This window comes from Serratia sp. PF-27 (assembly GCF_030053255.1).
Classification (GTDB): domain Bacteria; phylum Pseudomonadota; class Gammaproteobacteria; order Enterobacterales; family Enterobacteriaceae; genus Serratia; species Serratia bockelmannii.
Window position 1 is genome coordinate 657,222 of sequence record NZ_JASGBT010000021.1, and the last position, 19,827, is coordinate 677,048.

At 54.5% G+C, this 19,827-nt stretch carries 18 protein-coding genes; 13 read left to right on the forward strand and 5 right to left on the reverse strand.

Translation table 11 applies throughout. The features are described 5' to 3' along the window. The first annotated feature begins 60 nt into the window (after nucleotides 1-60). The 4 genes from QMZ29_RS18165 to spt are packed head-to-tail and all read left to right on the forward strand — an operon-like array spanning nucleotide 61 to nucleotide 4,162. Nucleotides 61-1,800, forward strand: coding sequence for a fatty acyl-AMP ligase (locus QMZ29_RS18165; RefSeq protein WP_261427069.1), 1,740 nt, complete (start codon nucleotides 61-63; stop codon nucleotides 1,798-1,800). Then, nucleotides 1,797-2,711 carry an NAD-dependent epimerase/dehydratase family protein gene (locus QMZ29_RS18170; protein ID WP_043143080.1) on the forward strand — a complete coding sequence of 305 codons (915 nt, stop codon included), beginning with the start codon at nucleotides 1,797-1,799 and terminating at the stop codon, nucleotides 2,709-2,711. Before QMZ29_RS18165 ends, QMZ29_RS18170 begins: the two co-directional genes overlap by 4 nt. A gap of 31 nt (nucleotides 2,712-2,742) precedes the next feature. Then, nucleotides 2,743-3,003 (forward strand): acyl carrier protein, encoded by a 261-nt coding sequence (locus QMZ29_RS18175; RefSeq protein ID WP_015378483.1) that lies wholly within the window; start codon nucleotides 2,743-2,745, stop codon nucleotides 3,001-3,003. Further along, nucleotides 2,990-4,162, forward strand: a complete 1,173-nt coding sequence (gene spt / locus QMZ29_RS18180; RefSeq protein WP_282981229.1) for a serine palmitoyltransferase — start codon at nucleotides 2,990-2,992, stop codon at nucleotides 4,160-4,162. The genes QMZ29_RS18175 and spt overlap by 14 nt, the downstream gene beginning before the upstream one ends. Before the next feature lie 70 nt (nucleotides 4,163-4,232). Here spt and QMZ29_RS18185 read toward each other — a convergent pair whose 3' ends face one another. Continuing rightward, complete coding sequence (locus QMZ29_RS18185; protein WP_261427065.1) at nucleotides 4,233-4,964, reverse strand: nucleoside/nucleotide kinase family protein; 732 nt, start codon at nucleotides 4,962-4,964, stop codon at nucleotides 4,233-4,235. Nucleotides 4,965-5,335: 371 nt separating this feature from the next. On the opposite strand from QMZ29_RS18185, the gene QMZ29_RS18190 reads away from it, so the two are divergent. From QMZ29_RS18190 to QMZ29_RS18225, 8 genes are all read left to right on the forward strand, one after another. Further along, nucleotides 5,336-6,061: a nucleoside/nucleotide kinase family protein gene (locus QMZ29_RS18190; RefSeq protein ID WP_145957810.1), complete on the forward strand. Its 726-nt coding sequence runs from the start codon at nucleotides 5,336-5,338 to the stop codon at nucleotides 6,059-6,061. Nucleotides 6,062-6,091: 30 nt separating this feature from the next. Next, nucleotides 6,092-6,886 carry a nucleoside/nucleotide kinase family protein gene (locus tag QMZ29_RS18195; protein WP_043143074.1) on the forward strand — a complete coding sequence of 265 codons (795 nt, stop codon included), beginning with the start codon at nucleotides 6,092-6,094 and terminating at the stop codon, nucleotides 6,884-6,886. Nucleotides 6,887-6,958: 72 nt separating this feature from the next. Further along, on the forward strand, nucleotides 6,959-8,296 hold the full coding sequence (locus tag QMZ29_RS18200) for a lipopolysaccharide biosynthesis protein (RefSeq protein WP_004935553.1): 1,338 nt from the start codon (nucleotides 6,959-6,961) through the stop codon (nucleotides 8,294-8,296). After that, complete coding sequence (locus QMZ29_RS18205) at nucleotides 8,293-9,162, forward strand: hypothetical protein (protein WP_025303505.1); 870 nt, start codon at nucleotides 8,293-8,295, stop codon at nucleotides 9,160-9,162. The genes QMZ29_RS18200 and QMZ29_RS18205 overlap by 4 nt, the downstream gene beginning before the upstream one ends. A 20-nt stretch (nucleotides 9,163-9,182) precedes the next feature. Further along, nucleotides 9,183-9,749, forward strand: a complete 567-nt coding sequence (locus QMZ29_RS18210; protein WP_025303506.1) for a YtfJ family protein — start codon at nucleotides 9,183-9,185, stop codon at nucleotides 9,747-9,749. Nucleotides 9,750-9,777: 28 nt separating this feature from the next. Next, on the forward strand, nucleotides 9,778-10,848 hold the full coding sequence (lptF, locus tag QMZ29_RS18215; RefSeq protein ID WP_261427063.1) for an LPS export ABC transporter permease LptF: 1,071 nt from the start codon (nucleotides 9,778-9,780) through the stop codon (nucleotides 10,846-10,848). After that, entirely contained in the window at nucleotides 10,845-11,924 is a 1,080-nt protein-coding gene (lptG, locus tag QMZ29_RS18220; RefSeq protein WP_261427061.1) for an LPS export ABC transporter permease LptG, read from the forward strand. Before lptF ends, lptG begins: the two co-directional genes overlap by 4 nt. 103 nt (nucleotides 11,925-12,027) lie before the next feature. After that, the gene (locus QMZ29_RS18225; RefSeq protein WP_043143064.1) at nucleotides 12,028-12,777 is read left to right on the forward strand and encodes a glycosyltransferase family 2 protein; all 750 of its coding nucleotides are present in this window, start codon (nucleotides 12,028-12,030) and stop codon (nucleotides 12,775-12,777) included. Between the two features lie 67 nt (nucleotides 12,778-12,844). Here QMZ29_RS18225 and QMZ29_RS18230 read toward each other — a convergent pair whose 3' ends face one another. Then, complete coding sequence (locus QMZ29_RS18230) at nucleotides 12,845-14,152, reverse strand: serine hydrolase domain-containing protein (RefSeq protein WP_261427059.1); 1,308 nt, start codon at nucleotides 14,150-14,152, stop codon at nucleotides 12,845-12,847. A gap of 107 nt (nucleotides 14,153-14,259) precedes the next feature. Between QMZ29_RS18230 and QMZ29_RS18235 the strand changes: the two genes are divergently transcribed. Further along, on the forward strand, nucleotides 14,260-15,153 hold the full coding sequence (locus tag QMZ29_RS18235; RefSeq protein ID WP_261427058.1) for a LysR family transcriptional regulator: 894 nt from the start codon (nucleotides 14,260-14,262) through the stop codon (nucleotides 15,151-15,153). Nucleotides 15,154-15,419: 266 nt separating this feature from the next. Here QMZ29_RS18235 and QMZ29_RS18240 read toward each other — a convergent pair whose 3' ends face one another. The 3 genes from QMZ29_RS18240 to QMZ29_RS18250 form a co-directional block, all read right to left on the reverse strand. After that, a complete protein-coding gene (locus tag QMZ29_RS18240) occupies nucleotides 15,420-16,328 on the reverse strand; it encodes an SIR2 family protein (RefSeq protein ID WP_282994226.1) in 909 nt (302 codons plus the stop codon). A 120-nt stretch (nucleotides 16,329-16,448) separates the two neighbouring features. After that, nucleotides 16,449-18,131, reverse strand: a complete 1,683-nt coding sequence (locus tag QMZ29_RS18245; protein ID WP_197785695.1) for an ATP-binding protein — start codon at nucleotides 18,129-18,131, stop codon at nucleotides 16,449-16,451. 16 nt (nucleotides 18,132-18,147) lie between these two features. Further along, a complete protein-coding gene (locus QMZ29_RS18250) occupies nucleotides 18,148-19,359 on the reverse strand; it encodes a DUF4297 family anti-phage-associated protein (RefSeq protein ID WP_197785693.1) in 1,212 nt (403 codons plus the stop codon). Between the last annotated feature and the right edge of the window lie 468 nt (nucleotides 19,360-19,827).

Below are 19,827 nucleotides of genomic sequence, written 5' to 3' on the forward strand. Positions count from 1 at the left end.
TACCTCGCCAAGAGTGATTTTTCTCTTTTGGTGATTTTTAATCTATGGCTAAGTTTGTCTATGTCTGAAACAAGTTCCGTTCATTCTCTTCCTATGCGCTATGCGGACTTCCCCACTTTAGTGGACGCGTTGGATTACGCGGCGCTGGGCAATACGGGAATGAATTTTTACGACCGTCGCAATCAACTCGTGACCGTTCTCGAATATCGCACGCTGCAGCAAAAAGCGATCTCGGGCGCGCGGCGCTTATTGTCCCTGAAGCTCAAGAAAGGCGATCGCGTGGCGCTTATCGCCGAAACCAGCGCGGGATTCGTCGAAGCCTTTTTTGCGTGCCAATATGCCGGCCTGGTGGCGGTACCGTTGGCGATCCCGATGGGCGTGGGCCAGCGCGACTCCTACACCGCCAAACTGAAAGGGCTGATCGCCAGTTGCAACCCGGCGGCGATCATCAGCAGCGAAGAGTGGACACCGCTCATCGCGTCGGCCACGGAAAACACGTCGGCGATGCACATCCTCAGCGACGAGGATTTTAACGCCTTGCCGGAGCCGGAGATCGCGTTGCCCGCGCCTTCGCCCGACGATATCGCCTACCTCCAATACACCTCGGGCAGCACCCGCTTTCCGCGCGGCGTGATCATTACCCAGCGGGCGGCCATGGCGAACCTGAACGCGATCAGCCGCGACGGGATCAAGCTGCGTGCGGGCGATCGCTGCGTTTCATGGCTGCCCTTCTATCACGACATGGGCCTGGTCGGTTTCCTGCTGACGCCGGTGGCGACCCAGCTGTCCGTCGATTATCTGCGCACGCAAGATTTCGCCATGCGCCCGATGCAGTGGCTGAAACTGATCGCCAAGAATCGCGGCACGGTGTCCGTCGCCCCGCCGTTCGGCTACGATCTGTGTCTACGCCGCAGCAACGCCAAAGAGCTGGCCGATCTGGATCTTTCCAGCTGGCGGGTTGCCGGCGTAGGCGCCGAGCCGATCCCGGCCGAGCTGCTCGGCCAGTTTGGCGAACACTTCAGCAGCATCAACTTCGACAGCAAAGCCTTCATGCCGTGTTACGGCCTGGCCGAGAACACCCTGGCGGTGAGCTTTTCCGATCCTTGCTCCGGCCCGCAAACCAACGCGGTCGACCGCGATATTTTGGAGTTCGAGGGTAAAGCGGTCGCGCCGGGCAAAAAAACCCGCGCCGTCTCGACCTTCGTCAACTGCGGCCGTGCGCTGCCCGGCCACCGCATCGAGATCCGCAGCGAAACCGGGCAACCGCTGCCGGAGCGCCAGGTCGGCCATATCACGATTTCCGGCCCCAGCCTGATGAACGGCTATTTCTGCGACGATGAATCTCAGAAGCAAATTCAGGTGACCGGCTGGATGGATACCGGCGATCTGGGCTACCTGCTGGACGGCTATCTGTACGTCACCGGCCGCAAGAAGGACTTGATCATCATTCGCGGCCGCAATATCTGGCCACAGGATATCGAGTACGTCGCGGAATCCGAACCGGAAATCCGTTCCGGCGATGCGATTGCCTTCGTGACTGAAGAACACGACGAAGCGGCCAGGATCATTTTGCAAATCCAGTGCCGAGTCAGTTCGGAAGAACGCCGGGAACAAATCGTGCATTCGCTGAGCGCGCGCATTCAAAGCGAGTTCGGCATTGCGGTGGACATCGAGCTGCTGCCGCCGCACAGCATTCCCCGCACGTCATCGGGCAAACCCGCCCGTGCGGAGGCCAAAAAACGCTGGCTGAGCGCTTCGCTCTATCCGCAAATGCCGCAGCTGGCCGGTTTCGCGCAATGAGCGGCACCGTCGCAGTGACGGGCGCGACCGGCTTTATCGGCCGGCATATCGTCCAGGAACTGCTGGCGCAAGGGTTTAACGTGCGCGCCCTGACGCGGCAAGCCGGAAAAGCCGCTGCGGACAACCTGCAGTGGATCCCCGGCGCGCTGGAAGATCGGCCCTCGCTCACCGAGCTGGTGCGCGGCGCAGAATACGTCGTGCATTGTGCGGGCCAGGTGCGCGGGCATGCGGAAGCGGTGTTCACCCGCTGCAACGTCACCGGCAGCCTGAACCTGATGCAGGCGGCCAGGCAAAACGGCCGCTGCAATCGTTTCTTGTTCATGTCGTCGCTGGCGGCCCGCCATCCGGCGCTGTCCTGGTACGCCCATTCAAAACAGGCCGCCGAGCAGCAACTCATCGCCGCCTCCGGCGATATCGCGCTGGGGATTTTCCGCCCAACGGCGGTTTACGGGCCGGGCGATAAAGAGCTGAAACCGCTGTTCAACGGCCTGCTGCGCGGCGTACTGCCCCGGCTGGGCGCGCCTGAGGCCAAGCTCACTTTTCTGCACGTGAGCGATTTGGCAAAGGCGGTCAGCCAATGGGTGCAGGCCGAACCCGCGCAGCCGAATATTTACGAACTGTGCGACGGCGTGGCCGAAGGCTATAACTGGCTGCGCCTGCGCGACATCGGCGCCGCCGTGCGTCACGGGCCGGTGCGTCTGGTGGGCATTCCGCTGCCGCTGCTGAAAGCCCTGGCGGATATCAGCGTGGTGTGGAACCGCCTGGTCAAACAAGAGCCGATGCTGACGCGCAGCAAAATACGCGAATTAACGCATCACGACTGGTCCGCCAGTAATCACGCGCTGTCGCAACAGATTAATTGGTTTCCACAGGTAAGTTTGGAGCGCGCACTGCGCGAAGGGCTGTTTTAATTATTCCAATTAGAGGTGTGTCAACGTTCTTATGCTAAATCGCGATGCTGTAATGGATTATATCCTGACGTGTTTGCAAGGTATCGTCGAAGGCGGAGTGGAAATAAAACCTGATAGCGATCTCGTCAATGATCTTGGCCTGGAATCCATCAGAGTATTGGATCTGCTGATGATGCTGGAAGATGAATTAGATATCTCCATTCCTATCAATATATTGCTTGATGTCAGAACGCCTGAGCAACTGCTTGACGCGCTGCGCCCTTATCTGGAGAAAAACCATGGGACTGTATGACAAGTTTGCGCGGCTTGCCAATGACCGTGAACAATTTCAAACGTCCGGTCTGAATCCGTTCGGCACCTGTATCGACGAAGTCTATTCCGCCACCCAGGGGCGCATCGGCGATCAAAAGATTGTCCTCGCCGGCACCAATAATTACCTTGGCCTGACGTTCGATGCCCAGGCGATCGCCACCGGCCAGGCGGCCCTGGCCGCGCTCGGCACCGGCACCACCGGCTCGCGCATGGCGAACGGCAGTTACGGATCGCACCTGACGCTGGAACGGGAGCTGGCGGCATTCTTCGATCGCCCGAGCGCCATCGTGTTCTCCACCGGCTATACCGCCAACCTGGGCGTCATCAGCACGCTGGCAGGGCCAGGCTCCGTGGTGTTGATCGACGCAGACAGCCACGCGAGCATTTACGACGCCTGCGCCCTCGGCGGCGCAGAGATTATTCGCTTCCGCCACAATGACGCCGCCGATCTGGAGCGCCGCATGGTGCGCCTGGGCGAGCGGGCCCGCGAGGCGATCATTATCGTGGAAGGCATCTACAGCATGCTGGGCGACGTCGCCCCGCTGGTGGAGATCGTCGACATCAAGCGGCGGCTGGGCGGCTATCTGCTGGTGGACGAAGCGCACTCCTTCGGCGTGATGGGCGAGCACGGCCGCGGCCTGGCCGAAGCGCTCGGCGTCGAGCAAGACGTGGATATCATCCTGGGCACCTTCAGCAAAAGCCTGGCTTCGATCGGCGGTTTCGCCGTCGGCGGCCAAGGAATGGACGTGCTGCGCTACAGCAGCCGGCCGTATATCTTTACCGCTTCGCCGTCGCCGTCCAGCATCGCGTCGGTGCGCACGGCGCTGCAAAAAATCGCGCGCCATCCCGAGCTGCGGGAAAAGCTGTGGAGCAACGCGCACCGCCTGTACCACGGCCTCGCCGAACTGGGGTATACCCTGGGCCCACGCATCAGCCCGGTGGTGCCGGTGATGATCGGTTCGAAGGAAGAAGGATTGCGTTTCTGGCGCGAGCTGATCGCCCACGGCGTGTATGTAAACCTGGTGCTGCCACCGGCCGCGCCGGCGGGCGTCACCCTGTTGCGCTGCAGCGTCAATGCCGCGCACAGCGATGAAGAGATCGACGCCATCGTGCGCGCCTTTGCGGCGCTGAAAAAATAAAGCTTTTCCCTCTCGGCCGCGGCGGCGGTGCCGAAAATGGCATCACCGCCCTGCCGAATCGCTGCGCACCTCAGTGCGCAGCCGTTGATGCCCCATCAGCCGAATAGCGATAACCCTGCGCCGCCATAAATTCCGCGATGGCTTTTTCCGCCGCCGAAAGCACTTCTCCAATCGGCCGATCGGCATCGAGATCCACGATGTCGGCGCCTTCGAACGTCAATAACGGCGTGACGGCGATCTTCTTCTCCAGCGCCGCTTTGCGGTGATCGGGTTTGCGCGCGCAGGCCACGTCCAGACTGACATTCAGTTTGAGCACCAGATCCGGTTTTTGCCCCGCCATCCATTGGAACGCCGCCCGCTCGCGCGCCGCCAGCCAACGGACGAAACGGCTCCCTTCCACGTCGACGGGAAAAACCGTACCGTCGTAAGCGCCGGGGATTTGCGCCTGCGGAAAACGGTCGGTCAACACGATGAACCCTTGCCGACGGTACGCCAGCATGCGGCGGAAACGCAGCAGCCGCCGCCCCACGAAAGCGATGATCACCGCCGACGGCAACAGGCCGATGCGGGATTTTTTCGTTTTGACTTTTTTGGTATTACTCTCGATAGCCTTGCCCACCGAGCGCCCGAGCAGCGGCAATTTCGCCGCCGCGCGGCCGACGTTGCCCGCCTGTTTGCCCAGATGCACTTGCACCGCCGGGCCATAATGTTTCATATACGCGATCAGATGTTCACAAACGGTGGACTTACCCGATCCGTCGCTGCCGATAACCGCAATCAGCGGCGGAAATTTTGCACTCATAATAAGACTCTCTTTCAATACACCAGAAACGGCGTGCCATATTTGAAGCGACCTATCGCTTATCATTGCCGTGGCGGCTACGTGAAAAAATTTACCGTAGCGCGGCGCCAAAAAGCACAAAATATTAAGCGAAAATTGAAAACCTCTGCTCTTTTTTCACCGTGAGCCCTGCCGGGAATTAACATAAAAAGCGAAACCGGCGCACGCACGAACAATTAGCACAAAATAACAAGAACGAACGCCATAAATATCAATTCAAATAGCGAACAAGAATACCAATCTCATTATTTTATCGCAGCAAAGCACAATAAATATCTTGAACCCAAGGCGTATTGGAATACAATAGTTTTTTTCGCATTGGATCAATTATTGTGAGTCAGCAGATAAGACCTTCATCTGATCGCTCGCCCGTGCGCGTAATAGCGATAACCGGCTGTGACGGCTCGGGAAAATCCACGTTAGCTGCCAGCCTGGTCAACGCGTTATCGGCACAAGAACCTGCCGAACTGCTGTATCTCGGCCAGTCTTCCGGGCGCATCGGCGAATGGATCAGTTCGCTGCCGATTATTGGCGCACCCTTCGGGCGTTATTTGCTGAAGAAATCGCAGCGCGTGCATGAGCGCCCTTCCACACCGCCGGATAATGCCACGGCGCTGGTAATTTTTTTACTCTCCTATTGGCGCGTTTATAAATTCCGTCGCATGCTGAAGAAAAGCCGCAGCGGCGCATTGCTGATCACCGATCGTTATCCGCAGGCCGAAGTGGCGGGGTTTCGTTTCGATGGCCCGCAGCTGGCGAAAACCGCCGGCGGCAATCGCTGGATCCGCGGGCTGAGAAAGCGCGAACAAAAGCTGTACCAATGGATGGCGTCTTATCAGCCCTTATTATTAATTCGGCTGGATATTGACGAACAAACGGCCTATTCACGTAAACCCGATCACTCGCTGGCGGCGTTGCGTGAAAAGATCGCCGTCATCCCGCACCTGACGTTTAATGGCGCTAACATATTGGATTTAGACGGCCGCGAGCCGGCTAACCGTATTTTCGATGCCTCACTGCGCGCCGTTAAAATATCGCTGAGGGCCGCCAATGCCTAGCAGCCAAATAACCTTTTCGTACCGAAACAGATGAAAAAAAATAAACTCACCGCCGAACAGGATACCTCTCCCACCTGCATCACCGGGCTGATTGCCGTGGTGGGCAGCGACGGCACGGGCAAGTCCACGCTGACCGCCGATCTGGTGAAAAACCTGCAGCAACATCGCCCCACGGAGCGCCGCTATTTGGGGCTGATCTCCGGCGAAGACGGCGACAAAATCAAGAAGTTGCCGTTCATCGGCGTGTGGTTGGAACGGCGCCTCGCGGCCAAATCCGATAAAACCCAGCGCATGAGCAACAGGCCGCCGGCGCTGTGGGCGGCGCTGATCATGTACGGCTTTTCGCTGTGGCGCGCCGCCAACCTGCGCAAGGTGCGACGGCTGGCGCAGAGCGGCGTGCTGGTGGTCAGCGATCGCTACCCGCAGGCGGAAATTTCAGGTTTTTACTACGATGGGCCCGGCATCGGCGTGGAACGCGCAAAAGGCTGGCTATTGAGCCGCCTGGCGGCGCGCGAACGCCGTTTATATCAACGCATGGCCGTCTATCGGCCGGCGCTGATCATTCGCCTTGATATCGACGTCGATACGGCATTTTCCCGCAAGCCCGATCACAGCTATGAAGAGCTGAAAGACAAGATCGCCGCTATGGTGCGCCTGCAGTACAACGGTGCGCGCATCATCGAGCTGGACGCCAGAGCCCCTTACGACGAGGTGCTGAGCAACGCGCTCAACGCCATTTCCGCCGTAGTGAATCCCGCGAAGCGCCCACAGAGCGATATCGGGCAACCCGGCGAAAACGCCGGCGAAGAAACTCAGGTTTATTAAACGCATACAGGGCAAGCGCATGACGGCGGAACAAAAAGTGCAGCAAAACAACGATAACGGCTGGTTTTGGTTATGAAACGGTGGTTTTCCGATGGCGCGTTTCGCTCCATTTTACGTAATGCCGCCTATTTAGGCTCCGGCAGCGTCGCCAGCGCGCTGCTCGGCCTGCTGGCGCTCTCCTGCGCCGGGAAAGGCATGTCGCCTGAAATGTTCGGCGTGCTGGTGGTGATCCAGGCCTACACCAAAGCGGTCAGCGATTTCATCAAATTCCAGACCTGGCAGTTTGTGGTGCAATTCGGCACCCCGGCGCTGGAGCATCAAAATACCGGGCGCTTCCGCGACGTCGTCGCCTTCTCCTTTGGCCTAGATATCGCCAGCGGCGTCATCGCCGTGCTGGGCGGCATGATCATGCTGCCGTTCTTGTCTCACGCCCTGGGGCTGGACAGCGAAAGCTTCTGGCTCGCCATGCTGTACTGCACCCTGATCCCGTCGATGACCTCGTCCACGCCGACCGGCGTGCTGCGCGCCTTCAACCGCTTCGATCTCATCGCCATCCAGCAGGCGATCAAGCCGTTCCTGCAGGCGGTGGGCAGCGTCATCTCCTATTATTTCGATCTGGGGTTCCCCGGCTTTATCGTCACCTGGTACGCCTCTAACCTGATCGGCGGCACGCTGTTTTGGTGGTTCACCGCGCGCGAACTGCGCCGCCGCGATATCCACGGCGCGCTGAGGCCACGCCTGTTCAACGTCGCGCGCCGCATCGAGGGCGCCTGGAACTTCGTCTGGACCACCAACATCGCCCATACCATCTGGGCCGCGCGCAACTCCTGCACCACCGTGCTGGTGGGCGTGGTGCTCGGGCCGGCCGCCGCCGGGCTGTTCAAGATCGCCATGACCTTCTTCGATGCGACGGGCACCCCGGCCAAGCTGCTGGAAAAAAGCTTCTATCCCGAGATCATGCGCCTGGATCCGCGCACCAAGACCCCGTGGCTGCTGGGCCTGCGCTCCTCGCTGCTGGCCGGCGGCATCGGCCTGGCCGTCGCGGTGTTGATGTTGCTGGTGGGCAAACCGCTCATTTCCGCCGTCTTCGGGCAGCAATACCTGGAAGCCTATGACCTGATTCAAATCATGCTGGGCGCGATCATCGTCTCCATGATGGGCTTCCCGCAGGAATCCTTACTGTTTATGGCAGGCAAGCAGCGCGCTTTCCTGATCGCGCAGGCGACGGCCTCGGCGGCCTACATTGCGCTGCTGGTGTCGATGGCGTATGCCTTCGGCGTGCAGGGCGCCGCCTTCGCTTATTTACTGGGGCAATGTTTAGACGTGCTGTTATCCCTGATACCGACGATCGGCGCCTACCGCAATCGCTTTATGTTGGGGCTGAATGTGCCCAAAGAGAGTAATCAATGACCGCTATCACGAATTGGAAGAAGTTCTCCGCCGAAACCACCCAGGCGCTGTTTGTCGCGGTGGAAGAGGATGACCTGGTCGAGGCGAATATCAGCCTGCCGCAGCAGATCGATCTGGAATGCTCCCCCGAGAGCATTCGGGACAACTACGCGCTGTGCCTGCAGTTTTGGGAAGACGGTTTTTCCCGCCGCGAGCTGCTGCAATTGGTGAACGGTTTCCTGCAAGACCCGCAGTTGGCGGCGGCTACCCGCATGCGCTACAAATATATCCGCGCCCGCTACAAGCACCTGCGCTTCGCCCAGCAGCTGTACGGCGCCCCCCACCGCGCCAACCGCCTGTTCCACACCACCACCGTGGTACTCGGCCATTTTCAGGACGCGTTTCGCAACGGCAACCAGAAGAACCTCACGCTGTACGGCAACCTGCTGCGGCTGCTGCTCAGCAAGCCGGTGTGGTCATACGTGCGTTATGCGCTGCGCCACACCCGCCTGGAAAGCGCACAGGGCTTTATCACCTACCGCCAGGAGCAGATGCGCCAGTTGCAAACGCTGATCGCTGGCCCGGCGCTGACCGGGCATCAGTTCCATGACGTGCGCAAAATCGTCAGCCGCCAGGTCTCGTTTTACGACACGCTGAGATCGATCGATCCCGACAACCGCGAAGCCCGGCAGATCTCGCGCTTCCTGGCGGCGATTAACGGCCTGATGGGTGACCGGCATGACGTGATGGTGGCGGACAAGCTGGCCGGCGGCGATATCTATGATCGGCCGGCGATCCTGGATATCGACATCCGCCAGCGCCTGGAGCTGCTGCTGGCGCGCTTTCCGCTGTCGTTTTCCCCGTCGGCCGTCGCGGCCGGCAGATAAGCGCGTTGCCCGTAGCCATGATGACGTTACCTCGCTTGCTGGCCCTTGCGCTGCTGCTGTCGCCGCTGGCGGCGCCGGCGCATAACTTCGTGCAGGGCCGGCCGGTGGCGCCGATCGCCATCGCCGATCGCGGCGAGCTGCTGCTGCGCAACGGCGATTTCAGCTACCGGCCGTGGAACAGCGCAAAACTGGCGGGCAAGGTGCGGGTGATCCAGTACATCGCCGGGCGCACCTCAGCCAAAAAGAAGAACTCGCTGCTGATCAACGCCGTTAAGGACGCGAACCTGCCGGGCGATCGCTTCCAGCCGACCACCATCGTTAACACCGACGACGCGATACCGGGCTCCGGCTTCTTCGTGCGCGGCAAGATCGAGAAAAACAAACGCCATTACCCCTGGGCGCAGTTCATCGTCGACAGCGACGGGCTGGGGCGCATGGCCTGGCGGCTGCCGGAGGAGAGCTCCACCATCGTGGTGCTGGATAAGGCCGGGCGCGTGCAGTGGGCGAAGGACGGCGCACTCACCCCGCAGGAAGTTGACCAGGTGATCGCCCTGCTGCGCACCCTGATCGCGCAGGAGACGCCATGAAGCGCACGCCGCCGGGAGCCGATGACGCATGCCTTTGATTGAACGCTATATCACGGTTGAGATCCGCCGCCTGGTGATGATGATCGCCGGGTTTCTGATCTTTATGTTCGCCAGCTACTCCGCCCAGCGCTACCTGACCGACGCCGCCAACGGCACGCTGGCGCTGCGGGTGGTGGCCGACGTGGTTTTCTATAAATCGCTGATCGCGCTGGAGATGATATTGCCCGTCGCGCTGTATGTCTCGGTGGCGGTGGCGCTGAGCCAGATGTACAGCGATGCGGAGATCACCGCCATGCTGGCCGCCGGCGCCAGCCCGCTGCGTCTGTACAAGGCGGTGCTGCTGCTCACCGTGCCGCTGGCGATAGCGGTCACGCTGCTGTCGCTGTATGGCAGACCCTGGGCGTACGCCAATATTTATCAACTGCAACAACAGTCGCAATCGGTGCTGGACGTGAGCCACCTGCAGGCCGACAAATTCAACGTCAGCGGCAACGGCCGCATGATCCTCGCCAATCACGTCGACAAAACGGCCAACCACCTGACGGACGCCCTGATTTATGTGCGCGGCGGCCATCACACCAACCTGTATCGCGCGCAGTCGGTGGAGGTGCTCGACGCCTCCCCCGCCAGCCCCGCCGTGCGGCTGAAAACCGGCACTGCCTATGTGCTGGATCGTGAGGGCGCCGACGACAACGGGCAGAACTACGACAACTTTGATATCGCGCTTAAACCGTTCGTGCCCAGCGCCGAAAGCCGGCACAAGTCGGCCTCGCCGGCGGAGCTGGCGCGTTCCGCCGATCCGGGCGACGCCGCCGAACTGCAATGGCGCGAGAGCCGCGGGCTGACCACCGTGCTGATGGTGCTGCTAGCGATCCCCTTTAGCCGCATCAAGCCGCGACAGGGGCGCTACGCCGCGCTGTTGCCCCTGACGGTGCTGTTTACCGTGATTTTCTATGGCGGCAACATTTGCCGCACGCTGGTGGCCAACGGCTCTCTGCCACCGATCCCCGGCGTTTGGCTGGTGCCGATAGCGATGGCTGTCGGCATCGCCCTGCTGCTGGCGCGCGACTTATCACTGCTGCGGAAACCCTCCCGATGACCATTTTTAGCCGCTACCTAATGCGCAACGTGTTCATCGGCTTCGCCGCCGCGGCCGGGTTGCTCATCCCGCTGTTCACCACCTTTACGCTGATCAACGAGCTGGAGGACGTCACTCCGGGCGGCTACCGCTGGCAGCAGGCGCTGCTGGTGACCGTGATGACCCTGCCGCGCAGCCTGGTCGATCTGGGGCCGTTTATCGCGCTGCTCGGCGGCATCGTCGGGCTGGGGCAGCTGTCTAAAACCCTGGAGCTGACGGCGATCCGCTCCGCCGGGATGTCGATATTCCGCATCGCGCTGGTGATGCTCGCCGCCGGGCTGCTGATGAACCTCTCGCTCGGCGCCCTCGATGAATGGGCCGCTTCGCCGCTGCAGCAACGCGCGCTGCAAATGAAGAACAACGCCCTGGCGCAGTCGAACGATAACGACGTCACCGTGAACCCGCTGTGGGCGCGGCGCGGCAACGAGTTTGTGACGGTCAAAACCGTCGATGAGAACGACCAGCCCCACGGCATTGAGATCTTCCGTTATCAGGCCAACCGCGCGCTGGAATCTTACCTTTACGCCGACAGCGCCAGCACCGCCGCCGACGGCAGCTGGCTGCTGCACAACGTGATGCAAAAAAGCTGGCAAGGCAGAAAGGAGACGATTCAGCGGCAAGATAGCCTGCTCTGGCGCTCGCTGTTCGCCGTGCCGAGCCTGAAAGAGCTGACCCTGCCGGCCGGCAGCTTCTCGCTCCAACAGCTGGATCGCTATATCGATTATCTGCAGGGCTCTGGGCAACCCAGCACCGAATACCGCCTGGCGCTGTGGAAAAAACTCGGCCAGCCCCTGCTGGTGCTGGCGATGATTTTGCTGGCCATCCCGTTTACCTTCACCGCCCCGCGCGCGCCCGGCATGGGCAGCCGATTAGCGCTCGGCGTCATCATCGGGCTGCTGACCTACATCGCTTACCAGATCGTCCTCAATCTGGGGTTGCTGTTCGCCCTCAACGCGCCCTTCACCGCCCTCGCCCCGCCGCTTTTACTCCTGGCATTGTCGCTGGCGCTGGTTTATCGGTTTGATCGGCGGGGTTAGGCATTTTCCGAGGTTGATAAGGGATAAGAAGAGAATCGCAATTTCCATTCCAGAGAAAACATTACGCGCTCACCTGCTCAGCGATTTTTAAGGATGTTAGTTAATGGCAAAGATAGCTGTTTGTATACTGACTTTTAACTCCTCTCGTTTATTACACGAGGTGCTTTCTCCACTCATGGGCATTGCGGATGAGTGGATTGTGGTGGACTCCGGAAGTACGGATAAAACGCTGTCTATTTGCCAAAGCTTTGGAATAAGCCCTATTTACCATCGTTTCGAAACGCATGGACGACAAATGAACTTTGCGATTTCTCAATCTCACCATGATTGGGTACTGTGCCTGGACAGCGACGAAATCCTTGATGCCGAAACCATAGCGTCCATTTTAACATTCAAATCGCAGGCAAACCCGCCACCACAGCAAGCCTATAGAATAAAAAGGAATTGGTTTGTACTCGGACAGCCAGTCAGAACGATTTATCCCATCTCCTCACCGGACTACCCCGTTCGACTGTTCAATAGAACACAGGTCAGGTTCAATGATGCTCCGGTAGATGATGCCGCTGAAGGCTATATTCACACGTCGGTCATTCCCGGCAATGTTAAGCACGATACTTTTTATTCTCTCCATGAAATACTCAATAAGCTCAATAGCTATACGACAAGGGTAGTCAAATACCGAGACATCAGGCCCTCGATATTTCGTGGCGTCGTAAGCGCGATCGGCGCGTTTTTCAAATGGTACGTACTGAGCGGCGCATGGAAAGAAGGCAAAGTCGGCGCCGTCACTGGGTTTTATGCCGTGGCCTACAGTTTCCTAAAGTATTTTAAATCCTGGTATGGCAAAGATTGATAGCGTTAAGGGCAGAAATAGGGGCTGAATGACAACCGCCATCCAGCCCCTGCTTGCCCAGCCGACGTTAACGCAACTCCTTCGCTATCACGCTAAACATCAGCGACGCCTCCAGCGGTTGCGCGCTGAAAGACGGCTCCGCCTGCGGCCAGGTGGACCACTGGACGATCACCAGATTCTCCGCCTGATTGACCATAATCATCTGGCCGAAGATCCCCAGCGCCCACAGAGAATGCTTGAGGGAGGCCTGCGGAGTGGGTTCTACGTTGGCCGCATTGGCCGGCACTTCGTTGTTCCACCATTGGAATCCGTAAATGCCGTTGGGATGCGCCGCCGACACCGAGCCCGCCGCCTGCGTCCAGTTGGCCGACTGGGCTACCCAATTTTCCGGCAAGATCTGTTTGCCGTTCGGCAGCGTCCCGTTATGCAGAATGAACTCACCGAAGCGCCCCCAGTCTTCCAGCGTGGCGTTGAAGCCGTGCGCGCCCACGTCGTGCTGGCCTTTGGCGTAGGCATGCCACACGCCGTCGCTGGCCATGCCGTACGGCTGCCAGATGCTTTGCTGCAGATAGGCCGCCAGCGGCATGCCGGTGGCGCGCTCCAGCACGTCGCCCAGCAGCCACGCGCCGCCGGAGGAGTAAGACCAGTTCTGCCCGGCAGGGTGCGCACGCTGCAAGCCGGCCACCAGCTTGCGCACGCAGGCGTAGGTGCCGGGCCTGGCTTCACACTCGGTCAGCTGCGCGAAGTCCGATTTCGGGTTGGTGTAATCCTCATTCCACGCCACGCCGGAGGTGTGGGTGATCAGCTGCCTGAGGGTCACGCCGTCCCACGCGGTGCCTTTCAGATCGGGTTCGTATTGCGTGATGAGATCGTCGAGCGAGCGGATTTTGCCCTGTTTAATCGCCACGCCCACCAGCGTGGCGACCACGGATTTGCCCACCGAGCGCGACGTCCACAGGGTGGCGTCGGTATTGCCCTCCCCAAGATATTTCCAGGCGATTTTGCCGTCTTTCAATACCAGCATGCCGCTGACGTTCTGGCGCTGCAGATAGTCCTGCAGGCTGTAGGTTTTGCCATTCACCCGATAACTGGCGTCCTTTAACGGTTTAGCGGCAGCCGGCAGCGGCGCAGCGTTGCCGTGGTGAAATACATCCCCCGCATAGTTGCGGTAGTCGTTACGAAAACCGATCACCCGGTCGCTCTGGCTCCAGGTGAGCATCTTGTGCGTGTCCGGCAATTGGGCATCGAAAGGTGCGGGACAGGCGCTGAGTTCGGTGCCCGCACAGGCGGCCAGCGCAGCGGGTACCAACAGGCCGCTGCAGAGACTGATGACAACGCCCGCCAGCAGGCTGCGGTTAAACACTTTGCTTTTCATATTTTTTCTCGCTTAGCTCAGGAAGGCGTTCAGCTTAAAAAAACGCGGCCTATAATAAAAAACGCCTGATGGGGGAAAATCCCCCGCAAAATCGACGGGAGAACCGCGTGCCGAGCCTGATTTATTCCTTTGCCCAACTGGAAGCCTTCACCGCCGTGGCCGAGCACGGCAGCCTGGCGAAAGCCGCGCTCAAGCTGGGCAAAGACCGCACGACGCTGCGTGATTTGATTGATTTTCTCGAGGATGGATTGGGCTATGTGCTGTTCCTGCGCGAGGGGCGCAGCCTGCACCTGACGCCGGAAGGCGAACAGCTGCAGCGCCAGGCGCACCTGCTGATGCGCCAGGTGAAAGCGTTTGAGGCGTTTGCCAAAGACGTGCCCAAGAGCGCGGCGCAGGAAATCTCGTTGGTCTACGATCCCTTCACGCCCCGCGCGCTGCTGCAGGCGCTGATTGCCGCGATGGCCCAGCGCAACACGCGCCTGAGCCTGATTAACGCCTCGCGCGACGAAGCGGAAAGGCTGCTGGCAAACGGCCAGGCCGATCTGGGCATCTGCCAGGCGCGCCATCGCAGCGTAGGCGACGCCATGGAGTGGCGCGCCTTAGGGGCGATAGAGATGGATTTTTACGCGTCTAAAGCGCTTTTCCCCAGCGCGGAACAGCCGCTTTCGCTACTGGAACTCTCGCTCACGCCACAGGTGATCATGCACCCGGATTCTGACGAACCCGTGGCGCGCCGCCTGCAAATTTCCGGGCATACAATATTTACCAACGAGCTGGAGATGCTGCGCGCCCTGCTCGAACAGGGCTGCGGCTGGGGATTCCTGCCGACGCATATGCATGCGGAACGGTGGAAAAACGTCAACACGCTGCGCACTGAAGTGGGCAGCCAGGGGATCAGCCAAACCATAGTGACCATCTGGAAGCCGGGCAATGACCGGCGGGCGCTGATTGATGAGACATTGGGACTATTGCCGGGGTTGTGGCGGGGAGTTGGGGAGTGAAAAGTTGCTGCCAGATTAGCGGTGTTGTTACCGATAGTCGATACTAGAGCTCATCGTCTGCGTTGCTTATTCGATTGTTCTTAGGCGGGGATTGTTGTTTTCCCCAGTGAGTCCCTCACCGCCGTCGCTCCAGCGCTGCTAGCGCTGGTTTATTGCTTTAAACGACGGCATTTGAGGGGCGACTTTGAGCGAGGAGCGGACTAAATGCTTATCTCAGCGGTCAAAGAATATTTTCATTTGATCGTTCTCTTTACAGAAAAAAAAGATTATCTATTAGTTCTATTATTAATGTCATTGATTACATTTAGGTAATACTCTTTCTCCTTCCCTTTGAACACTAATCCGAACCCATGATTAATTATAACCCCAACGCTTTTTAAAAGATCGATTTTTGGTTTGGAAGCAGAGTCATTATAATAATGATTAGGAATGTAATATGTTACCTTATGTTGCAAGGTTATTTTATTTGTAATCCTATTTCTTTCTCTGAATGTAAGCAACCACCAAAGATCAATCTCAACAAAATCTAAATTCAAGCCTAAGATATATATATCCTTAGTAAAAAAATCATCGATCCAACTATTACCAACATCATTTCTTTGCAGCCGTTTTGTAAGCGGCTCGTTGAATAAGTTATTGGAATACTGACTTCCGGTAGTTGTATAACCCCGCATGCTTTGCAAATAACCACTGTAATGCTCATAGCCAAGGATTATTGAACCTGGATTATTCAATGCTCCATGTATATGCCATATGTTTTTGTTTTTCACCTTGTGATGTCTGAAAACATTGTATTTACTTTCTTTTATCACACCTTCGTTTTTTAAATCCTCAGGCCTAATGTTGTCATCCAGACAATATTCAAAAGCCAAGTCATAGTTTGTTGTTAAAATGTTATTGCACTCTAACTCTATTATTTTTTGATGAATTTCATTTGGTTTTATTGTATTCATCTTTGATGCAATTGAATCTTTTATTTTATTTTCTGAAAATCCATTCATTTGATTACTTGAAACATTAAAATAAATCTCCTCATAGGCTAGTGGAAATGGTTTTCCATGTGTGTCAATTTTTATTCCATATATTTCCCCTAGACTATTTAAAACATCAAACCAAGAGTTTCCATTTGTAATATTATTTATGCCATTTCCAATAAGTAGTGAATATTCGCGCATTTCCATCCCTTTTATTTGAATTAAAACTAGCCATCAGCGCCTATACTTTGAGCCGATGCAGGACAAACCGACTCAAACTATAAACACATGAAATTCACTTGATAACAGAACATGTTACGGTTATTTATACCACTCAGCCTTAATGGCACCAAAATCCATCAATTTCCATTCCTCCTTCCAGAGTTGCCAATAAGGAATATCATTTGACGATGGGGAGTGAGTACATGGTTCAATTTGAACTATTGAGGGGAGAATTATAGATTCACCAACTAGTAATGCTTCCCCTTGACGGAACGATGTCATTTTATCGATCAAAGAACCGAGCGAGTCTGGAAGTAATTTTTTAACATATCCTTGGTCCGCTGGGTTGGTTAACCGCATAGCAATAAAGTTGCTGCACTGTGAAAATATTGTTTCGGATATCTCGGACGGACGTTGACTTGCTAGCAGTAGCGTCACACCATATTTTCTACCCTCCTTTGCAATTCGCTCTATGGCTACTTTTGAAGAACGATACTTCGACAAATCACTATTAGGGACATATTTGTGTGCTTCTTCATAAACTAATAAAATAGGAATATCATTATTGATTTTCTCATTAGGGTTTCTGGCGCAACGCATGCGCTTATATATATAACCATATTCGAAGACGAGGCGTGAAATAAGGGATACTGTTATGCTCAAAACTTCGAAAGGAACTCCACTTAGGTCAATAACGGTTACGTTCGATTCACTCTTCGAAGAGTATCCCAGCAGATTTTTGAGGGTTTCTTCAAATGTGGTTTTCATGGATTTTTCACCAAGAAAGAAATTTAATCTACTGTCATTTAGTTTGTTTTCAAGTCGATTTACAAAGTTCGTCAATTTTCCATGGAGACTACCCTGCGTATATTTTGGCTGTCCCGCTTTTTCTTTATTGCTTGCCGCGTAAACTTCTCCAGTATCAATCATCTCTTCATTTTTTGCGATCGTGTATGCAAGGACTTCCTGAATATCGAACAGGATAGGAGTGTCGAGGTGGATATTTTGTTTTTCAGCATCTGAACCAGAGAATTTCGCAAGTCTATCTTTTACTATAGCTTCTTTAAAAATATTTCTCTGGTTGTGATCATTGGCCTCAGTATCAAGGAAAAATTCTTCCAGCTCTTCACTGTTCAGCATCCAATATGGTAAGGCTAAATTGGATATGTCAATGTGATTTGCATATGGAAATGCTGATTTGTACTCAGAGTGGATGTCGAATATAATTACATGTGAATTATTTAGTGAGAAATCACCTCCTTTTTCGGAGACAGCTTTCTGAATAATAGTCGCTAAAGTATGTGATTTTCCGGAACCGGTGGAACCGACAACTGCAATATGCTTATTAAAAAATTTATTTCCGTTGACGGGAACAGGAACACTGATATTTGAGGCTAATGTAGCAAAACGGAAAGATGCCTCTTTAGGAACTGAGTCTTCATAGATTTTCTTTATATCAGCGATGGTTGCTGGCTGAACTTCTTTTGGCGGAATAGCTAGAGAATCACCACCACGCTCAAACTTACCATTTCTTAAGATGCCTAAAGGAAAAGCTTCAATGATATGATCCCGCTTTCCATCAACGCTAACTGCAATCTGGAAGTTTTCAATGATTGCGATGAGAACTGCGTTTTCGTTGTCAGCAATTTTGACGTAAGAACCAACTTTCAATGATTCTTCCGCTATCTTAAAGTTTTCGAGGTCATCCACAACTATACGTACTTTATCTGGGAAAACGGCAATGACTTGGGCATTGATCTGTTCTTCTTGTCTGTGGTTCATTTTCATTTTCCTTCAACTAGATTATTGATTTAATATCTGAAAGTTGTTCTATCTGAATTTTGACGTGTTGGACTGCTGGTTTTTCGTATTCAAAAAAGCTAGGGCCTATGTGGAATTGGTAAATACGCCGAGTTTTAGTAATGGCATCAATAGTATTTATAACATTTTGAAGAGTATTCATAACCTTAAGCTGGATACCATTGCCATGCGTGGCTTTCAGCATAATCGATTGACAATTAAACTCAGCACCATGAAAGTCGTGACCGTCAATGATCTTAAAACCTTCGATGCTGAGTTCATTTTTTAGTGCAAGTAACTCACTTTCTGGTACTCCATGCACATAAATGTACGGACAGAACGGAGAAGGCTCTCGCTTCGACAATTTTGACCACTTACGGGAAATCTCAAAAAAAAGATTCTTGAGCTCGTATCTGACGTAAGAAGTCGCATCTAGCTCTACTAGAAAGAAACGTTCGAAAGGAGATATATTCACTTCTGAGAAATATTCATTACGCAGGGCTGAAAAATGTGTTTTCTTTCCTTTCTTCTCTACGAACCACTCATTGAAGAGAATACTAGAAGTGTTAATCTTTTTCAGGAAATCGCCCTTGGTAATTGAGCGTTTTTTTTGAGTAGCCCCTATTGAAAGCTCGCGTATAACAGCTAGAGAGTTATTGTAATAAAAGTATTCAGCTGAAAACGACTTAGTATTAAATATTGATTTTAGAACATCGATCACTTCACGAAACTGTGTATCAAAATCCACTGCTCTAATGTTTATAGTTAACCGCTTCAGAAACTCTTCAAGATCTGCATCGGTAAGTTGTAAATCCTGATGATGATGGTAGGTAATTTTTTCTTTGGTGTAGGTAAGAAAGTGCTTCTTTAGGAAATCAATGTCTATCTCTATATCTAGTTTTTCTTGTCCATACGCATAATGTCCGTAAATGGAATACAACATTTTTTGCTTCGTACCTACCAGCGTTTCCTTAAAATGTGATAGCATATGCTTAATCGCATCTTTTATGACAGAGTGATTGTATTCAGTCTTGGCATAATACTTGCATTGTGTGGCAGTGACGTCAGTTGCAGTTCGAATATCAATGTCCTCAATGCATTCGATTTCAACAGATTCGTCTAAGGATGTTAATTTTAAGATGCTGAGAATAGTCAGATCAAATTGATAAAAATAACCTCGTATTGTATCAACTGCGCTTCTGTCGGCCATGATGTATCCAATAGTTTTCGTTGATGTGTTTTAATATTAACTCTCATGTTTTTCAGTATGTTAAAATTAGATGCACAGCTCAATTTCCGATCATGAAAAATCCCAGCAACTAGTATTTTCGAATAAGCATCCATGAAAGCCTTCGATAATTATACCTCTTAATATCCTACAGAGTGCTATTCGTAGTCAGAAAATGAGAACTAGATAACATCAGCTCATTGATTTACTCCCTATGCAGTATGCGAGTTAGCGAAGTCCGCTCTTGGCACAAAGCAGCCATTGATACCTAACTTCGACCATGAAACACACCTTATCAAACTCCCCGCCAACAAAATATAGCCACATAAAATGATTAAACTTACAATTAATAAACTAACGACATTATTACCTCTATATTCATTCCATTATTTTCCCTCCCCCCAACTCCCCCTAGCACCGCCCCCGCCCTTTCCCTACAATAAGGGATCT

Excerpts from the sequence above, each read along its gene's own strand:
- QMZ29_RS18165 (WP_261427069.1), top strand. The coding sequence starts at position 61 with ATGTCTGAAACAAGTTCCGTTCATTCTCTTCCTATGCGCTATGCGGAC.
- QMZ29_RS18170 (WP_043143080.1), top strand. The coding sequence starts at position 1,797 with ATGAGCGGCACCGTCGCAGTGACGGGCGCGACCGGCTTTATCGGCCGG.
- QMZ29_RS18175 (WP_015378483.1), top strand. The coding sequence starts at position 2,743 with ATGCTAAATCGCGATGCTGTAATGGATTATATCCTGACGTGTTTGCAA.
- spt (WP_282981229.1), top strand. The coding sequence starts at position 2,990 with ATGGGACTGTATGACAAGTTTGCGCGGCTTGCCAATGACCGTGAACAA.
- QMZ29_RS18185 (WP_261427065.1), bottom strand. The coding sequence starts at position 4,964 with ATGAGTGCAAAATTTCCGCCGCTGATTGCGGTTATCGGCAGCGACGGA.
- QMZ29_RS18195 (WP_043143074.1), top strand. The coding sequence starts at position 6,092 with ATGAAAAAAAATAAACTCACCGCCGAACAGGATACCTCTCCCACCTGC.
- QMZ29_RS18200 (WP_004935553.1), top strand. The coding sequence starts at position 6,959 with ATGAAACGGTGGTTTTCCGATGGCGCGTTTCGCTCCATTTTACGTAAT.
- QMZ29_RS18205 (WP_025303505.1), top strand. The coding sequence starts at position 8,293 with ATGACCGCTATCACGAATTGGAAGAAGTTCTCCGCCGAAACCACCCAG.
- QMZ29_RS18210 (WP_025303506.1), top strand. The coding sequence starts at position 9,183 with ATGACGTTACCTCGCTTGCTGGCCCTTGCGCTGCTGCTGTCGCCGCTG.
- lptF (WP_261427063.1), top strand. The coding sequence starts at position 9,778 with ATGCCTTTGATTGAACGCTATATCACGGTTGAGATCCGCCGCCTGGTG.
- lptG (WP_261427061.1), top strand. The coding sequence starts at position 10,845 with ATGACCATTTTTAGCCGCTACCTAATGCGCAACGTGTTCATCGGCTTC.
- QMZ29_RS18225 (WP_043143064.1), top strand. The coding sequence starts at position 12,028 with ATGGCAAAGATAGCTGTTTGTATACTGACTTTTAACTCCTCTCGTTTA.
- QMZ29_RS18230 (WP_261427059.1), bottom strand. The coding sequence starts at position 14,152 with ATGAAAAGCAAAGTGTTTAACCGCAGCCTGCTGGCGGGCGTTGTCATC.
- QMZ29_RS18240 (WP_282994226.1), bottom strand. The coding sequence starts at position 16,328 with ATGCGCGAATATTCACTACTTATTGGAAATGGCATAAATAATATTACA.
- QMZ29_RS18245 (WP_197785695.1), bottom strand. The coding sequence starts at position 18,131 with ATGAACCACAGACAAGAAGAACAGATCAATGCCCAAGTCATTGCCGTT.
- QMZ29_RS18250 (WP_197785693.1), bottom strand. The coding sequence starts at position 19,359 with ATGGCCGACAGAAGCGCAGTTGATACAATACGAGGTTATTTTTATCAA.